At 62.1% G+C, this 16,637-nt stretch carries 15 protein-coding genes; 14 read left to right on the forward strand and 1 reads right to left on the reverse strand.

The features are described 5' to 3' along the window. The first annotated feature begins 58 nt into the window (after positions 1-58). The 3 genes from EPO09_RS17260 (at position 59) to EPO09_RS17270 (ending at position 1,871) form a co-directional block, all read left to right on the forward strand. Positions 59-481, forward strand: coding sequence for an acyl-CoA thioesterase (locus EPO09_RS17260; RefSeq protein ID WP_290644875.1), 423 nt, complete (start codon positions 59-61; stop codon positions 479-481). A 46-nt stretch (positions 482-527) separates the two neighbouring features. Then, positions 528-1,058 (forward strand): glycine zipper 2TM domain-containing protein, encoded by a 531-nt coding sequence (locus EPO09_RS17265; RefSeq protein ID WP_290644877.1) that lies wholly within the window; start codon positions 528-530, stop codon positions 1,056-1,058. Positions 1,059-1,136: 78 nt separating this feature from the next. Further along, entirely contained in the window at positions 1,137-1,871 is a 735-nt protein-coding gene (locus EPO09_RS17270; protein WP_290644879.1) for a 2OG-Fe dioxygenase family protein, read from the forward strand. On the opposite strand, the gene EPO09_RS17275 is transcribed toward EPO09_RS17270, so the two are convergent. Further along, a complete protein-coding gene (locus EPO09_RS17275; RefSeq protein WP_290644880.1) occupies positions 1,872-3,185 on the reverse strand; it encodes an NAD(P)-binding domain-containing protein in 1,314 nt (437 codons plus the stop codon). A gap of 173 nt (positions 3,186-3,358) precedes the next feature. Between EPO09_RS17275 and EPO09_RS17280 the strand changes: the two genes are divergently transcribed. The 11 genes from EPO09_RS17280 to EPO09_RS17330 form a co-directional block, all read left to right on the forward strand. Then, entirely contained in the window at positions 3,359-4,282 is a 924-nt protein-coding gene (locus EPO09_RS17280; protein WP_290644882.1) for a hypothetical protein, read from the forward strand. Positions 4,283-4,309: 27 nt separating this feature from the next. Beyond that, positions 4,310-6,298 (forward strand): cytochrome c3 family protein, encoded by a 1,989-nt coding sequence (locus EPO09_RS17285; RefSeq protein WP_290644884.1) that lies wholly within the window; start codon positions 4,310-4,312, stop codon positions 6,296-6,298. Further along, positions 6,198-9,149 (forward strand): cytochrome c3 family protein, encoded by a 2,952-nt coding sequence (locus EPO09_RS17290; RefSeq protein ID WP_290644886.1) that lies wholly within the window; start codon positions 6,198-6,200, stop codon positions 9,147-9,149. The genes EPO09_RS17285 and EPO09_RS17290 overlap by 101 nt, the downstream gene beginning before the upstream one ends. 20 nt (positions 9,150-9,169) lie before the next feature. Then, positions 9,170-11,662 (forward strand): tol-pal system YbgF family protein, encoded by a 2,493-nt coding sequence (locus tag EPO09_RS17295; protein WP_290644888.1) that lies wholly within the window; start codon positions 9,170-9,172, stop codon positions 11,660-11,662. A 10-nt stretch (positions 11,663-11,672) separates the two neighbouring features. Then, a complete protein-coding gene (ccmA, locus tag EPO09_RS17300; protein ID WP_290644902.1) occupies positions 11,673-12,266 on the forward strand; it encodes a cytochrome c biogenesis heme-transporting ATPase CcmA in 594 nt (197 codons plus the stop codon). 5 nt (positions 12,267-12,271) lie between these two features. Continuing rightward, the gene (gene ccmB / locus EPO09_RS17305; protein ID WP_290644890.1) at positions 12,272-12,928 is read left to right on the forward strand and encodes a heme exporter protein CcmB; all 657 of its coding nucleotides are present in this window, start codon (positions 12,272-12,274) and stop codon (positions 12,926-12,928) included. 3 nt (positions 12,929-12,931) lie between these two features. After that, positions 12,932-13,708 carry a heme ABC transporter permease CcmC gene (ccmC, locus tag EPO09_RS17310; protein ID WP_290644892.1) on the forward strand — a complete coding sequence of 259 codons (777 nt, stop codon included), beginning with the start codon at positions 12,932-12,934 and terminating at the stop codon, positions 13,706-13,708. A 7-nt stretch (positions 13,709-13,715) separates the two neighbouring features. After that, positions 13,716-13,898: a heme exporter protein CcmD gene (gene ccmD, locus EPO09_RS17315; RefSeq protein WP_290644894.1), complete on the forward strand. Its 183-nt coding sequence runs from the start codon at positions 13,716-13,718 to the stop codon at positions 13,896-13,898. Between the two features lies 1 nt (position 13,899). Next, a complete protein-coding gene (gene ccmE / locus EPO09_RS17320) occupies positions 13,900-14,361 on the forward strand; it encodes a cytochrome c maturation protein CcmE (RefSeq protein ID WP_290644896.1) in 462 nt (153 codons plus the stop codon). Beyond that, complete coding sequence (locus EPO09_RS17325) at positions 14,358-16,301, forward strand: heme lyase CcmF/NrfE family subunit (RefSeq protein ID WP_290644898.1); 1,944 nt, start codon at positions 14,358-14,360, stop codon at positions 16,299-16,301. The genes ccmE and EPO09_RS17325 overlap by 4 nt, the downstream gene beginning before the upstream one ends. Then, the coding region (locus EPO09_RS17330) for a redoxin family protein (RefSeq protein WP_290644900.1) at positions 16,298-16,637 on the forward strand (340 nt) is incomplete at its 3' end. The genes EPO09_RS17325 and EPO09_RS17330, both read left to right, overlap by 4 nt.

Raw genomic sequence — 16,637 nt, forward strand, 5'->3', positions numbered from 1 at the left:
ATTTAAGGAACAATGCTTTGACTGATGTAGTAGAGGTCGATTGTCGACCGGAATGCCCATGACCGTATCACCGACGCCCAATACCCTGCTGACACCGCCAGACTTGCATCCAGAAATGGAGCTGGTCATGCGCGTCATGCCCCTGCCTGCCGACGCCAACGGCAATGGCGACATCTTTGGTGGCTGGATCATGTCCCAGGTGGACTTGGCAGGCTGCGTGCTGCCCGGACGCATCTCGCGCGGCCGGATTGCCACCGTGGCCGTCAACGAATTCATTTTCCGCAATGCGATGTCAGTGGGTGACCTGCTGACGCTGTATGCACGTGTCACGCGCATCGGCAACACGTCCATCACCGTGCACGTTGAGGCCTGGGCCGAACGCCGCCCCGCCGACCCCATTCTGGTCAAGGTCACCGAAGCCAACCTGACCTATGTGGCGATCGACCAGAACGGCAAGCCTCGTCCTGTGCGCCCAGCCTGACGGCGTGTCAAACTACGCACCTCTAACGCCGTACGGAATTGAAGCCATGCCCTCTCGCCAGCAAGCACGCCCCACCGCCCTCGGCCAAGTACGTGTCGTCAGCCGCCAAGCCCAGAGGCAGCAAATGGTGATGCGCGTGGTGAGCGCCCTGGTCGGCCTCACCATCGTGGCGGGCGGCCTGTTCACCGCGCTGAACGCCCATGCCGGCACCAGTTCAACAGCGACCAATACCTCATCGGCAGCCTCCACCGCTTCGCAAGGCACCGTGCAGGCCGTTCAGGCTGTTGAGGTCAAAGGCAAGGGCAGCGGCGTGGGCGTCGTCACCGGCGCCGTGCTGGGTGGCCTGGTGGGCAACCGCATGGGCAAAGGCACGGGTAACACGCTGATGACCGTGGGCGGCGCCGTCGCCGGTGGCTATGCCGGCAACGAGGTCGAGAAGAACGTCAAGAAGCACACGCTCTACAAAACCACCGTCAAGCTCGATGATGGCAGCGTGCATGACTACACCATCAGCCAGCAGTTTGCCGTAGGCGCACGCGTCAAGGTCTCGGGCAAGAAACTCACACTGGCCAACTGAGCTGCTGAACGCGGGTCGGTTGACTCGCCTCAAGCCCTGCTGGCGAGCGGGGCGGCGCATTCGTGCGAGGATCGCGACATGGATGCATTGACCCCTACTTCGCTGGACCAGACCCCCGCCACCCTTCACAAGCAAGGCTGGGCTCTGATCAGCGCCGACACACTGCTGGAAGCGCTGCACGTTGATCAGGCCACGGCCGACACCCTGCACGCCAGTTGGCATGACCTCCCGCCCGATCAACATTTGCGCGACGGCGGGCACTATCGCTTCCGGCGCCATAGCTGCTTCCAACTGAACACGGCCACGGGCGAGTTGACCCAGACGCCGCATCGCGCGCACTGGCAACCGGTCACCTACAACGCCTTGCACGGTGGCTTCGAACGCATGTTCCAGCCCATCGAGCCGGCCATTTGTGCTCACCCCATGTGGCGGGCGCTGCTGGGCCAACTTGGTGAGGTGCTGAACCAGACCAAGCCCGTGCCAGCCTGGTTCATCGAAGCGCACCAGTTCCGCGTGGACACCACGGGCGGCATCGGCCGCCCCACCCCCGAAGGCGCCCACCGCGATGGCGTGGACTTCGTGGCCGTGCTGATGTTGGCGCGCCATCAGGTCAAGGGCGGTGAAACACGCATATTCGAAGCCGAAGGCCCGCATGGCGTGCGCTTCACGCTGACGCAGCCCTGGAGCACCCTGCTGCTGGACGACGAGCGCGTGATCCATGAGTCCACGCCGATCCAGCCCGTGGGCGAGCATGGCTGGCGCGATACGCTGGTGCTGACCTTCAGGCAGCAGGCGTTTCAGGATCCGACCTGATCACGCCGTTCCGTATTTGGTCTCCATGCGGATGCCGATGTCTTGAAGCAAAGGCGTCGGCAACACACCGCCGGCACAAATGATCACACCGTCATTTCGCAAGGTCTGCTCGCCATCCTGGGTGCTCAGCACCACCTGATCGTCTTCAATACGCAGCACTTGAGACTGCAGCCACACCAGGATGCGCCCCTCATCCTGCAGCTGCTTGAGCTGCTGCCGGTTCTTGTCTTTCACGCGTGAAAACGCCTGACTGCGGTAGGACAAGGTCACCTGCGTGCCAGGCTGGCGCGCCAGATCAATGGCGGCCTCCAAGGCACTGTCGCCCCCCCCCACCACCAGCATGCGCTGGCCACGATACTGCTCGGCGTCGATCAGGCGGTACACCACCTTGCTGCGCTCCTCACCGGGCACATCCAGCTTGCGAGGCGAACCGCGCCGCCCCAGAGCCAGCAACACCGCTTTGGCATGGTGCGCGCCCTTGCTGCTGCGCACGATGAAGCTGCCATCGGCTTGCGGATCGATCCCTTCCAGGCGCTCACCGAACTGGAAGCGCAAGCCCGTCTTGCCAACCACCTCATGCCAGAAGCTCAACAGCGACTCCTTGGCAACCTCTGTGCCCAGGCTCATGCTGCCGACCATGTCCAGCTTGGCCGGCGCCGTCATCACCACCTTCTTGCGCGGGTAGTGGTAGACCGTCCCGCCCAGCGAATCCTCCTGCTCCAGGATGCGATAGCGCAACTGGTGCTGCAAGGCGCTCAAGCCCGCAGAGATACCCGCCGGACCAGATCCCACGATCACCACATCGAGAGGCGCGTTCGAGCGGCTTTCCGCCACGCGCTGACGCACCGCGTTCATGGCTTGACGACCCTGCTCCGTGGTCTTGCGGATCAACCCCATGCCGCCCAACTCACCGGCGATGAAGATGCCGCGCACATTGGTCTCGAATTCCTTGCTCAACACGGGGATCTCGACACCACGCTCCGAGGTGCCAAAAACCAGGGACAGCGCCTGACTTGGGCAGGCCGAGACACACGCCCCGTGCCCGATGCAGGCCGATGCATTCACCAGTGTGGCCTTGCCATCCACGATACCCAGCGCTTCTTCAGGGCAGGCTTTCACACAGGCACCAGAGCCAAAACAACGGTTCGGATCCACCACCGGGTGCAACGATGCAGGCAGGTTCAAGCCGGCCTGGCTGGCCTCGGCCAGCGCAGCCGCATCAGCGTGGCGACGACGTTGCCGCAGCAACAGATGCACACCCACGGCCACGGCCGCAACACCACCATACACAGTCAGATAAGCAGGGATCAACATAAACAGGCAGACAGGCAACAACACGCGAAGCAGACTCGATCCGGATGATGGCTTCAAGCGGATTTCGTGTAAGCGATGTTAAACGTGTGCAACTTGCACATTTTCAACAATACACTCTCGATAGAATTTTTTGCACCGCCCGAATGGGCCGTCAAGCAACGAGATCGGGCCCTATGAGCGCCACCACATCGCCCCTCCATCCTGGCGCCAAGCCATCGCAATCCAGCGCGAATGGCGCCCCCGCCCGCCTGGCCTCTGTCCGCCTGCGAACAGACCTGCTCATCTACCTGGCCATCACGGCGCTGACGCTGTCTGCCTGGTGGATCTCCACCCAAGGCTGGTTCACGTCCTGGTCGCCAACAGGCTACTGGCTGGGCGTAGCGGGCGGCGTGTCGATGCTGCTGCTGTTCACCTACCCCTTGCGCAAGCGCTGGCGCGTCACCTACAACTGGGGTGCATCGAAGTACTGGTTTGTCGCCCACATGGTGCTGGGCATTCTGGGGCCCTGGCTGATCCTGTTGCACTCCACCTTCCGCATCGGCTCCACGAACGCCGCAGTGGCGCTGTTTTCCATGATCATCGTGGCACTCAGTGGCGTGATCGGGCGCTTTCTGTACGTGCGACTGCATGCTGATCTGCGCGGAGAAAAGGCCACGTTGGCCAGCCTGCGTGGCGCCATGGGCCAGGAACAACAAGCCGCAGACACCCAATTCCACAGCATGCCCGGCGTACTCCAGGCCATGCAGGCCTTCGAGCGGCAAACCCTGGCAGACGGCGCCAACCATGGCGCCCGGCACCTGTGGCGCTTGTTCGTACTGCCCATCCAGCGCCAACGCGTCACCCAGCAATGCAAGGCTGAGGTCAAAAAGCTGATCAAGCAGGCCGTCGACGACAAAAAGTGGAGCAAGCCCCAAGCGCTCAAACGCTACCGCACGTGCTGCGAGCAGATTGACAGCTACGCCACGTCCGTCCAGCGTGCGGCCCAGTTTCAGACTTTCGAACGGCTGTTTTCCCTGTGGCACGTGGCCCATGTGCCCTTCGTGTGGGTCATGGTGCTGTGCGCCATCTTCCACGTTGTGGCCGTGCATGCCTATTAAGGCACCCTATCAGATCAGGTTTCACGGATGCCTCGGAACGCTCGGCTTTGGCTCTATCTCAGCTTGCTGCTGCTCAGCCTGATCCTGCCTGATCTGGGCAAGCCTGCTCATGCGCAATCGCTCGAATCGGTGCTGGCGCCAGGCGAGGTCATCACCGGCCATGCCAAGGTCGAGCACGAATGCGCCAACTGCCATGTGCGCTTCAACCCCAAGGGGCAGGATGCCCAGTGCGTGGTCTGCCACAAGGAAGTCGGCCAGGACATGAAGGCCCGCACGGGCATCCACGGCCGCCAGAAGCCCGACGCCACCTGCCGCAGTTGCCACACGGATCACAAGGGGCGCCAGGCCAGGATTGTGGTTCTGGATACCAAACGCTTCGATCACAAACAGACCGACTACCTGCTCAAGGCCAAGCACCTGGATGTGGCCTGCGACAAGTGCCACACCAGCGGCAAGAAGTACTGGCAGGCCGCCAGCGAATGCCTGAGCTGCCACAAGAAGGATGACGCTCACAAGGGCGGCATTGGCGGCAAATGCTCGGATTGCCACAGCGAAGTGGGTTGGAAAACCACCGACTTCGACCACGGCAAGAAGACCCATTTCATGCTGGAAGACAAGCACGCCACCAAGGCAAAGTGCGACGACTGCCATGCCAACGGCCGCTTCAAGGACACCCCCAAGACCTGCATCGGCTGCCACAAGAAGGATGACGAGCACAAAGGCCAGTTCGGTGGCAAATGCGAAACCTGCCATGGTGCCAAGTCGTGGAAGGCCATCGATTTCAACCACGACGCAGACACCTCTTACGCCTTGCGTGGCAAGCACCGCAAGACCGCCTGCATCGACTGCCACACCGGCCCTTTGTACAAACAAAAGCTGCCCGAGCAATGCTGGGATTGCCACAAGAAGGACGACAAGCACAAGGAGACCTTGGGCAAGGATTGCGCCTCCTGCCACAGCGAGAGTGGCTGGAAGGACCCGCCACGCTTTGACCATGAGAAAACCCGCTTCCCGCTGCTGGGCAAGCACGGCAAGGTCGAATGCAAGGACTGCCACAAGAGCGCCATGTACAAGGAAGCGCCCATGGACTGCTTCTCGTGCCACAAGAAGGATGACAAGCACGAGGGCACGCTGGGCAAGACCTGTGTGGACTGCCACTCCGAGCGCGATTGGCGCGCCACGGCGGGCCGCTTCGACCATGACAAGACCCGCTTTGCCCTGCGCAACGCCCACGCGCGCAACCAGATCAAATGCAGCGATTGCCACAAAGGCGGCCTGAAAGCTTTCCGCAACACGGAGATGAACTGCTTTGCCTGCCACAAGAAGGATGACAAGCACGAAGGCACCCAAGGCAAGCAGTGCGAGCAATGCCATGGCGACAAGGACTGGAAAGCGACCGTGTTCGACCACGGCAAGACACGCTTCCCGTTAACCGGCAGCCACGGACGGGTCGAATGCAAAGACTGCCATGTAACAAAGCGCTTCAAGGAAGCGCAGCGCGAATGCATCGCCTGCCACCGTAAGGACGACCAGCACAAGGGCCGTTTTGGTACCCGTTGCGAGAGTTGCCACAACACCCGCCATTGGAAATCCTGGGACTTCAAACACGACCGGCAGACGAACTACCCGCTTACCGGCGCCCACAGCACCGTGAAGTGCGAAGCCTGTCACACGCAGGCGGCGCCAGCCGGCAAGGCCGTGGCCGAGACGGGTCAACGCTGCATTGACTGCCACCAGAAGGACGACACCCATGACGGGCAGTTCGGCGTGCGATGCGAGCAGTGCCATTCAACAAAGGGCTGGAAACATCTTGATAAACACTCGTTTTTGAATGGGCATGGATCTCGTACACTAACTGTGCAGTTTTCACATTTAGAAGTTAGCAGTAGAAGTTGGCCGTACCCGCTATCTATCCATGACACCCACCCCGCACGCTCACACCTGGCATCGCGCAGCAGCACTCTTGCTGCTGTTGCTCTTGTGCGTGATGCTGGGCGTGGTGCCAGGGCGGGCTGAAGCGCAAAGCGCAGCCAACAGCAAGTTCGATCATTTCAAGACAGGCTTCCCTTTGAGCGGGGCCCATGTCACGCAACGCTGCGAAAGCTGCCATACCAACGGGGTCTTCAAAGGCACGCCCAAGGACTGCCAGACCTGCCACACACAGGGCGCGCGTCAGGCCAAATCCAATGTGGTGATGCCGCCCACGCACATCCCGACCAACTCTTCAACGCAAGGTTGCGACAGCTGCCACGGCACGCAATCCTTCAGTAACCCGAGGTTCAGTCACACCACGGGCATCCCGCCAGGCACAGCCTGCCAGACCTGTCACGACGGCATCCGCTCGCAAGGCAAACCAGGCAACCACATCGCCACAAGGGCGAGCTGCGACACCTGCCACACCACCCGCAATTGGAATGGGGCCAAGCCGGATCACAGTGGATTCAACGCGAGCACCAACTGCGCGTCATGCCATAACGGCTCGGCCGCAAGCGGCAAGGGGGCCAGCCATATCCCCGTGAGTGCCAACTGTGTCAGTTGCCACAGCGTCAACGGCTGGAAACCCACCAGCTGGAATCACACGCAGGTGATGGTGTCTGGTACCTGCTCGACCTGCCACTCCGGCTCGTTCCCGCCTGCGGATGGCAAGCCAGGCAACCACATTCCCTATCAATCGCTGGCTGGCGCGACCATCACCAACTGCGACAGTTGCCACAAAGGCGGTTTCAGCAGTTGGAATCCCGGGCGCTTCCATGCCAACGTCAACGTCGTCGGGCAGTGTGCGTCCTGCCACCTCACCTCAGCTTTCGGCCTGACCAGCAAGCCAAACAGCCCCGTTCACAGCGGCGTAACGGGCAATTGCGAGTCCTGCCACAACACCAGCGGCTGGGCCGGCGCCAAGGTGGACCACAACCAGTTCAATGCGACAACGCAATGCAGCAACTGCCACAACGGCAGCGCGGCCACCGGCAAGCCCAGCACGCACATTCCCGTGAGCGCCAACTGCTACAGCTGCCACAGCACCACGGGTTGGACACCGACCAAGTGGAACCACGCGCAGGTGACGGTAGCCAGCGCCTGCTCGACCTGTCACTCGGGCGCTTTCCCGCCTGCCGACGGGCGCCCCTCCAATCACATCCCGTACCAGTCTCTGGCAGGTGCAGCCATCACCAACTGCGACACCTGCCACAAGAACGGCTACAGCAGCTGGAACCCTGGGCGATTCCATGCCAACGTCAGCATCGTCGGGCAATGCGCCTCATGCCACCTGACCTCGGCCTATGGTCTGACCAGCAAGCCCAACACAGCCACGCACAGTACCGTGACGGGCGGTTGCGAGTCTTGCCACAACACCAGTGGATGGGCTGGTGCCAAGGTCGACCACAGCCTGTTCAATGCGTCGACCCAATGTGCTACGTGCCACAACGGCAGCACGGCCACAGGCAAGCCGGGCACGCACATCCCTGTGACGGCAAATTGCTACAGCTGCCACAGCACCACGGGCTGGACACCGACCAAGTGGAACCACACCCAGGTGAGCGTGAGCAACGCCTGCTCGACCTGCCACTCCGGCGCCTTCCCGCCTGCCGACGGCCGGCCATCGAACCACATCCCCTATCAATCGCTGGCGGGTGCAGCCATTACCAACTGCGACACCTGCCACAAGGGCGGCTACAGCAGCTGGAACCCAGGCCGCTTCCATGCCAACGTCAGCATCGTTGGCCAATGTGCCTCGTGCCACCTGACCTCAGCCTATGGCCTGACCAGCAAGCCCAATACGGCCACGCACAGCACCGTGACGGGCGGTTGCGAGTCGTGTCACAACGCCAGTGGGTGGAGCAACGCCAAGGTGCCCCACAACCTATTCAATGCCACCACGCAGTGCGCCAGCTGCCACAACGGCAGTTCAGCCACGGGCAAGCCCGGCAGCCACATCCCCGTAACGGCCAACTGCTACAGCTGTCACAACGTCACGGGCTGGACACCGACGAAGTGGAACCATACCCAGGTCACCGTGACCAACACCTGCTCAACCTGCCACTCAGGTGCATTCCCGCCTGCTGATGGCCGGCCATCCAATCACATCCCCTATCAATCGCTGGCAGGCACGGCCATCACCAACTGCGACAGCTGTCACAAGAGCGGCTACAGCAGCTGGAACCCTGGGCGCTTCCACGCCAATGTCAGTGTCGTCGGCCAATGCTCGACCTGTCACCTGAGCGCGGCCTATGGCCTCACCAGCAAGCCCAACAATCCCGTGCACACGGGCGTCAGCAGCGGCTGCGAGTCCTGCCACAAGTCCACGGCTTCGTGGAGCAACGTGGTCTACACCCATGCCCCGACCAATGCGGTGGGCACGGGCACCTGCGACAACTGCCACAACAACAGCACAGCAACGGGCAAGCCTGGCAACCACATCCCTATCCAGGTCGGGACAGTGAAGTGCGACACCTGCCACAAGTCCCAACAGGCCTGGGCCACCGCCGTGACCACCAATCACACGGCCATGAGCACACAGGCTTGCAAGACCTGCCACACACAAGCATATGCAGGCTGGGGCGCCACCGCCAAGCCCAACAACCACATCCCTGAGGTACAGCTGCTCAACGGCGTCAACATGGACTGCAAGGCCTGCCACACCAGCACCAACTCAGGTGGTTTCGGCACATCGGTGATGAACCACAACAACAGCATGGGCGGCGGCTCGGGCTGGTGTTATGCCTGCCACAACGCAGGCACAGCGTACCTGGGCAGCATGGACCGCAAATCGCTGACCCATCAGCAAAGAACCGGCGTCACGGATTGCTCTCAATCTGGTTGCCATCGGCCTCTGGGCACCAAAGGCAGCACCTACCGCAACTGGGACTGACGCCCCCATCCCACATGACCATGAAGCATCCTCTCTGCGCCAGATGGCTGGCCACCGCGCTGGCGCTGTCCGCCTCGTCGCTCCTTCACGCTGAAATGCTGGACGAAGTTGACGTGCGCCGCGAAGGCAATAACGCGATCGTGCAGATACGCTTGAGCTCCCCTGCGAGCCTTTTGCGCACCACTGCATCGCGGACCCGAGACCTGACCCAGGCCTACTACCAACTACGGCTGACCGATACCGACCCGGGCTTCGTGGCGGGAGAACGCCGCATCGTCAGGGTGGACGGCCTGCCGGTCATGACCATCTCGGATGAGCCCGTTCGCACGGACAAGCTGGATGACAGCAGCCGTCGTCTGGTGATTTCGTTCAGCCAGGCCAGCAACTTCAAGGTGCGAGCAGGCAAGGGAGACAGAAGCATCGAAGTGGTCCTCGAAGGCCTGGGCCAGGTGGTCAAACAGGCCTCGGTCAAGACGCAGGAAGAGCGCACACCAGCTCAACGCTATGTGATCGCCCTGGCCCGCTCACTCGACCCCAAACTGGAAATCGAAGCGCCCATTCCACAATCACTGCAGAACTACCAGGTGTTCACGGCTCGCCGTGTGGTGGACGGCAAGCAGGTCCACGAGATGGACCTGGGTTACTTCAGCACCCTGGCCGAAGCCGAAACCGCGATGAAGCAGCTCTCGCGCTTTCCTGGCGCCGTGATCGTGAAGCTGGGGGAGGCCAATACCAGCAAGCCAGTTGGTGACGTCGCGCCCTCAGGGGCAGTTGCCACGCCAGCAAACTCCGTGGATCAGCAAGCCCGCGACTTGCTGGATCAGTCACGTCAGGCCTATGAACAACAGAAGCCGGAAGAGGCGGTCAAGCTGCTCAATCAATTGCTCGATCTGCCCGCAACCGCCGCCACGCCGGATGCGCAAGAGCTGCTTGGCATGGTGCGCCTGTCTCAGGGCGAACAAGCCAAGGCGCAGGCGGAGTTCGAGTCCTACCTCAAGCAATACCCCAGCGGCCCGGGCGCCGAGCGTGTCAAAGGCCTGTTGGCCGGCATGCAGCCCACCGACCTGAAGCTGGCGCCCACCATCGAGTCCATCAAGGCGCCAGAGGGCGCGATCACGACCACGGGATCGATCTCGCAGTATTACTACGGCGGCAAGTCCACCACGGCTACACAGGCCGTGCGGGACACGGACGGCACGCTGCTGTCAGCTGACGAGATCAACAACCGCAGCAAGGCGCCCATCAGTACAACGGACCAGCGCCTGCTGTCCAACAACGTTGACACCACCTGGCGCTCCCGCGATGCTGACCGCGACATCAAGCTGGTGTTCCGCGACCAGTTTGACTACAACATGCTCAGCGATGCCCAACTCAAGGGCAAGACTCGCTACCGCAACCGCTTGAATGCCGCCTACTTTGATTACCAAGGCCTCAAGAACGGCTTGCGCACCAGGCTGGGCCGTCAATCCGCCATGTGGGGCGGCGAAGGCCGCTATGACGGTGCCTCAGGCAGCTACGCCTTCCGGCCTAAATGGAAGGTCTCCGCCGCAGCCGGTCAGCCCACCGACAAGCTGGGTGAGTCCAAACGCGAGTTCTTCGGCACGTCGCTGGATGCAGATGCCCTCACACCGAATCTGGGCGGATCCCTGTTCGTCTTGCAACGCAATATCGACGGAGAAGTGGACCGCCGCGCAGCAGGCGCTGACCTGCGCTACTTCACGCAAAGCTCATCGCTGATGGCGTCCACCGATTACGACGTCATTTTCAAGAAGCTCAATGTCGTGAGCCTGCAAGGCATGTACATGGCCGAGGACAACACGACCGTGAACGCCCTGTACGAACGACGCAGCCTGGCACCCGCATCCTTGAGCCAGACCTTGTTCTTTCAGTATCAGGAATTCACGGATGCCGGCATCATTCCCCAAACGATCACCGACCTGAAGAACCGGGGCTATTCGATCGATCAATTGCGCGAACTGGTGCGAGCCAACACCTCATACTGGACTCACTCGATGTTGTCCGTCACCACGCCCGTTTCGCCGCAATGGCAGACAGGCGCCACGATGGACTTCAACCGCACCGGCGCCATCGCCCCCAATCCGGTCTTGCTGCAAGGACAAACGGCCAGCGGCCTGTCCAAGACGCTGAGCCTGCTGGCCATCGGCTCCAACCTGTATTCAGCCCGCGATACGAACGTGTTCACCGCTTCGCTGATGAGGGGCAAGCAGATCAAGACCTACATGCTCAACTACAACAACATGACGCCGCTGTCAGATAGCTGGCAGCTTGAGCCCGGACTGCGTTGGCAGCGCAACATTTCCCAGGACATCGCAACAGGACTTGATATCACCACGGTAGCATGGGGCCCCGGATTGAAGGCATCATTCAAGCCTCGGCCCACCGTCACGCTGGAATCCAATCTGAACGTGGATTACACGCGCACGGAAGGCGTCACCAGCAACGACAAGAGCACCCGCTATACCTACTTCCTTGGCTACCGCTACGACTACTGATCACGCCCCGGTGCACCTGCACGCCCAGGATCTGGCCTGCAGGCGTGGCGGGCGGCTGCTCTTTGCACATCTTCACATGGCCGTGGCCCCTGGGCAGGCCGTGTGGGTACGCGGGCCCAACGGGCAAGGCAAGACCAGCCTGTTGCGCTTGCTGGCGGGCTTGTCGCAAGCTGCCGAAGGTCGGATCGAGCGCCCGGCACCGTTGGCCTACATCGGCCATCAACACGGCCTGAAGGACGACCTCAACGCCCAGGAGGCTTTGAGCTTTCTGCTGCGCCTGCATGATCTGCCCTTTGATGATCAGCGCTGTATGGCGGCACTGACGCAAATGGGTGTGGGCAAGCAAAGGCTGTCACCAGTTCGTTCGCTGTCGCAAGGACAAAAGCGCCGCGTCGCACTGGCCCGCTTGTGCCTGTCTGCTGACCGCCCACTGTGGATCCTGGATGAGCCCTTCGATGCATTGGATGACCAGGGCATCAGCACGCTCAACAGCTTGATCCAAGCTCATCGCCAGGCAGGTGGATCCTTGATCCTGACCAGCCACCAGGCGCTGTCTTTGCCTGATGTCATCGAGCTGGATCTCAGCCTCGTGGGCCGGAGCTGATCACCATGTTGCCCTTGATCTTGCGCGACTGGAAGCTGGCGATGCGCCGCCGTGTGGAGGCCTTGCTGCCACTCGTGTTCTTCATCGTGGCCGCCAGCCTGTTTCCGCTGGGCGTGGGCCCCGAGCCGCAAACACTGCGCACGATCGCACCGGGCGTGGTGTGGGTGTGCGCGCTGCTGGCCTCCTTGATGTCGCTGGGCAGCCTGTACGGCTCGGACTACGCTGACGGCAGCCTGGAGCAGATGCTGTTGTCAGGCCAATCACTACCGGGTCTGACGCTGGCCAAGGCCGCCGCCCACTGGAGCATCAATGGCCTGCCGCTGGTACTGGCTTCGCCCATACTGGGGCTCTTGTTCGACCTGCCGGGTGGACAATTGGCCACCCTGGTGTTCAGCCTGCTGCTAGGCACGCCGGTGCTCAGCCTGCTCGGCGGGGTCGGCGCGGCCTTGACCCTCGGCCTGCGCAGCGGCGGCATGCTGATCGTGTTGCTGGTTTTGCCTCTGGCCGTGCCCGTGCTGATTTTCGGTGCGGGGGCCGTGGTGGCGGTGTCTGCAGGGCTATCGCCGGAAGGCCATTTGTCGCTGCTGGGCGCCTTGTTGCTGCTGACCTTGCTGGGCGCACCATGGGCCACGGCCGCTGCGCTGAAGATTGCATTGGATTGATGGATGTCTACGCTGAACTGGACCACCTTTGCTGCGCCCTCGAAGTTCGAGCGCCTAGCCGCGGCCCTGATGCCCTGGTTGTGGGCCGCCTGCCTGCTGATGGGCCTGGCCGGCCTGTACATGGGTTTCATCGTGGCTCCGACGGATTTCCAGCAAGGTCAGTCTTACCGCATCATCTTCATTCACGTGCCGGCGGCCTGGATGTCCATGGTGCTGTACATGGCCATGGCCTTGTGGGCGGCCATCGGCTGGGCGTTCAGGATCCGGCTTGCCTCGATGCTGGCTCGGGCAATAGCCCCCACGGGCGCCCTGTTCACCTTCATTGCCTTGTGGACGGGCGCCTTCTGGGGCAAGCCCACCTGGGGGGCCTGGTGGGTCTGGGATGCTCGACTCACATCCGAGCTGATCCTGCTTTTTCTTTATCTGGGCTACATGGCTTTGGTCGAAGCCATCGACGACCCACGTCGCGCCGATGCGGCTGGCGCACTGATCGCCCTGGTCGGCGCCATCAACGTGCCCATCATCTATTTCTCGGTACGCTGGTGGAACACCTTGCACCAAGGCGCCTCCATCAGCATGACCGCCGCGCCTACCATGGCCTCGACCATGCTCACCGCCATGCTGCTCATGACCGTCGCCTTCTGGGCCTATGCTTTTGCGGTGGTCTTCACACGCACGCGGGCCATCGTGCTGGAGCGCGAAGGCGATGCCCTGTGGGTGCAAGCGCTGGTAAACGGTCATCACGGCGGTCAACGTACCCAAAGCGGCCATCAGGAGTGAATACACCATGTCGCAATGGCACAGCTTTTCTGATTTCATCACCATGGACGGCTACGGCCTGTACATCTGGGGCGCCTACGGCGTCACCTTGCTGTGCATGCTGATCGAGCCGCTGATGGCCGCACATCGCCGCCGCCAGGCCTGGCGCCACGCTCAACTGGCCGGCCACGACGAACAAGAGGCATCCTGATATGACACCCCGTAAAAAGCGCCTGATGCTCATCCTGGGTGGCCTGGCCATTCTGGGCATTGCCGCAGCCCTGGTTCTCAACGCCTTCCAGAAGAACCTGGTCTTCTTCTTCACCCCTTCGCAGATCATCGCCAAGGAAGCGCCGCTGGACCGCACATTTCGCCTCGGTGGGCTGGTTGAAAAAGGCTCGGTGATGCGTGACGGCGTGATGGTCAACTTCGTGGTGACCGACACCTTCCGCAAGGTGCCCGTGCGCTACCAAGGCATCCTGCCTGATCTCTTCAAGGAGGGCAAAGGCGTGGTGGCCCAGGGCAAGCTGGGCGCTGATGGCGTATTCATGGCGCAAGAGGTGCTGGCCAAGCACGATGAGAACTACATGCCACCCGAAGCCGCCGAAGCCCTCAAGCGTGCGGCAGATGCCAATGCCCGCATCGAAGCCGGCCAACACAAGGAGATCAAATGATTCCCGAACTGGGCCAGATCGCGCTGGTACTGGCGCTGGCCGTGTCCATGCTGCTGTCAGCCATGCCCTTGTGGGGCGCCTACAAAAATGACGCCAAGCTGATGGGATTGGCCCGGCCACTGGCACGTGTGCTCTTCGTGTTGATCGGTGCGGCGTTCATCGCCTTGATGTCGTCCTTCATTCGCAACGACTTCTCGGTGCTGTATGTGGCATCCAACTCCAACAGTGCCCTGCCCCTGCCCTACCGCATCGCCGGCGTTTGGGGTGGTCATGAAGGCTCACTGCTGCTGTGGGTGATGATGCTGGCCTTCTGGATGCTGGCCGTGGCGCAATTCAGCCAGCACCTGCCGCAAGCCGTGCTGGCCCGCATCCTGGCCGTGATGGGCATGATCAGCTTCGGCTTCCTGCTGTTCATGCTGGCCACCTCCAACCCCTTCGAGCGCCTGCTGCCCATGGCGCTGGACGGCAGGGACCTGAATCCGCTGCTGCAGGATCCTGGCATGGTGGCGCACCCGCCCATGCTGTACATGGGTTATGTCGGCTTCTCGGTGGCCTTTGCGTTCTCGATTGCCGCGCTGCTCGGCGGCCAGCTCGATGCCAACTGGGCGCGCTGGACACGCCCATGGACCATTGCCGCCTGGATCTGCCTGACGATCGGCATCATGCTGGGCAGCGTGTGGGCGTATTACGAACTGGGCTGGGGCGGCTGGTGGTTCTGGGATCCGGTCGAGAACGCCTCCTTCATGCCCTGGCTGGCCGGCACCGCCTTGATGCACTCGCTGGCCGTGACAGAAAAACGCGGCAGCTTCAAGAACTGGACGGTGCTGCTGGCCATCACGGCCTTCTCGCTGTCGCTGCTGGGCACCTTCCTGGTCCGCTCAGGCGTGCTGTCATCCGTCCACGCTTTTGCCACAGATCCGCGTCGGGGCCTGTTCATCCTGGCCTTCCTGGTGCTGGTGATCGGCTCATCGCTCACCTTGTACGCCTGGCGCGCGCCCACCGTGGGCCTGGGCCAGCGCTTCGGCCTGGTGTCCAAGGAATCCATGCTGCTGGCCAACAATGTGCTGCTGATCGTGGCCACAGGCTCAGTGCTGCTGGGCACGCTCTACCCGCTGTTTCTCGATGCCATGGGCATGGGCAAGATATCGGTGGGCCCGCCCTACTTCGACACGGTCTTCGTCCCCTTGATGACGCCGCTGGTCTTCCTGATGGGCATAGGTCCGCTCGCACGCTGGAAGCAGGCCGAGCTGCCTGATCTGACCGTGCGACTGCGCTGGGCACTGGCCGTGTCCATCGTGGCGGCGCTGGCCACACAATGGTTGGCCGGCAAGATCACCCTGGGCACGTCCATCGGTTTGTGGATGGCCTTCTGGATCGTGGGATCCATCATTGTCGATCTGCATGAAAAGGGTTGGCGCAAGATCCCCCTGGCCATGGCCGGCATGATCGTGGCCCACCTGGGCGTGGCCGCCTTTGCGTTTGGCGTCAGCATGGTCAAGACCTACGAGACCGAACGCGATGTGAAGATGAAGCTGCATGACACCACCGAGGTGGGCGGCTATGTCTTCCAGCTGGAGGATGTGCGTGAGGTGCAAGGCCCGAACTTCGTGGCAGCCCGAGGCGAGATGCGCATCACACGTGATGGCAAACCGGTGACCACGCTCTACCCCGAGAAACGCGTGTACCGCGTGCAAAGCAACCCCATGACCGAAGCGGCCATCGACGCCGGCATCACGCGGGATCTGTATGTGTCGATGGGTGAGCAACTGGAGACGGGTGAGTGGATCATCCGCGTCTATCACAAGCCCTTTGTGGACTGGATCTGGGGCGGCTGCCTGATCATGGCCATTGGCGGCGTGATGGCCGCAAGCGACCGACGCTACCGTGCCCGCAAGCCCGTTGACCAAACCATGCCAGCCGTGAAAGGCGTCGCAGCATGAAACGCTTCCTCCTGCCTCTGGGCATCTTCCTGGCGCTGGCCGTGTTCCTCGGCCTGGGCCTCAAGCATGACCCGCGTGAAGTGCCCTCGCCCCTGATCGGCAAGCCCGCACCCGCCTTCAATCTGCCAGCCCTGAGTGACGCCAACCGCAGCCTGCGCAAGGAGGACATGCTGGGCAAGGTCTGGATGCTCAATGTGTGGGCATCGTGGTGTGGCGCCTGCAGGCAGGAACACCCTGTGCTGGTTGAATTTGCGCGCCGCAACGTCGTGCCCATCTACGGCTTGAACTACAAGGACGAGCGCCCGGATGGCCTGGCCTGGTTGCGTGAAGGCGGCA

The sequence above is a fragment of the Aquabacterium sp. genome, assembly GCF_004297345.1.
Lineage (GTDB): Bacteria > Pseudomonadota > Gammaproteobacteria > Burkholderiales > Burkholderiaceae_C > Aquabacterium.

What these genes read in the sequence shown, in the direction of transcription:
- EPO09_RS17260 (WP_290644875.1), top strand. Translation starts at nt 59, where the DNA reads ATGACCGTATCACCGACGCCCAATACCCTGCTGACACCGCCAGACTTG.
- EPO09_RS17265 (WP_290644877.1), top strand. Translation starts at nt 528, where the DNA reads ATGCCCTCTCGCCAGCAAGCACGCCCCACCGCCCTCGGCCAAGTACGT.
- EPO09_RS17270 (WP_290644879.1), top strand. Translation starts at nt 1,137, where the DNA reads ATGGATGCATTGACCCCTACTTCGCTGGACCAGACCCCCGCCACCCTT.
- EPO09_RS17275 (WP_290644880.1), bottom strand. Translation starts at nt 3,185, where the DNA reads ATGTTGATCCCTGCTTATCTGACTGTGTATGGTGGTGTTGCGGCCGTG.
- EPO09_RS17280 (WP_290644882.1), top strand. Translation starts at nt 3,359, where the DNA reads ATGAGCGCCACCACATCGCCCCTCCATCCTGGCGCCAAGCCATCGCAA.
- EPO09_RS17285 (WP_290644884.1), top strand. Translation starts at nt 4,310, where the DNA reads ATGCCTCGGAACGCTCGGCTTTGGCTCTATCTCAGCTTGCTGCTGCTC.
- EPO09_RS17290 (WP_290644886.1), top strand. Translation starts at nt 6,198, where the DNA reads ATGACACCCACCCCGCACGCTCACACCTGGCATCGCGCAGCAGCACTC.
- EPO09_RS17295 (WP_290644888.1), top strand. Translation starts at nt 9,170, where the DNA reads ATGAAGCATCCTCTCTGCGCCAGATGGCTGGCCACCGCGCTGGCGCTG.
- ccmB (WP_290644890.1), top strand. Translation starts at nt 12,272, where the DNA reads ATGTTGCCCTTGATCTTGCGCGACTGGAAGCTGGCGATGCGCCGCCGT.
- ccmC (WP_290644892.1), top strand. Translation starts at nt 12,932, where the DNA reads ATGTCTACGCTGAACTGGACCACCTTTGCTGCGCCCTCGAAGTTCGAG.
- ccmD (WP_290644894.1), top strand. Translation starts at nt 13,716, where the DNA reads ATGTCGCAATGGCACAGCTTTTCTGATTTCATCACCATGGACGGCTAC.
- ccmE (WP_290644896.1), top strand. Translation starts at nt 13,900, where the DNA reads ATGACACCCCGTAAAAAGCGCCTGATGCTCATCCTGGGTGGCCTGGCC.
- EPO09_RS17325 (WP_290644898.1), top strand. Translation starts at nt 14,358, where the DNA reads ATGATTCCCGAACTGGGCCAGATCGCGCTGGTACTGGCGCTGGCCGTG.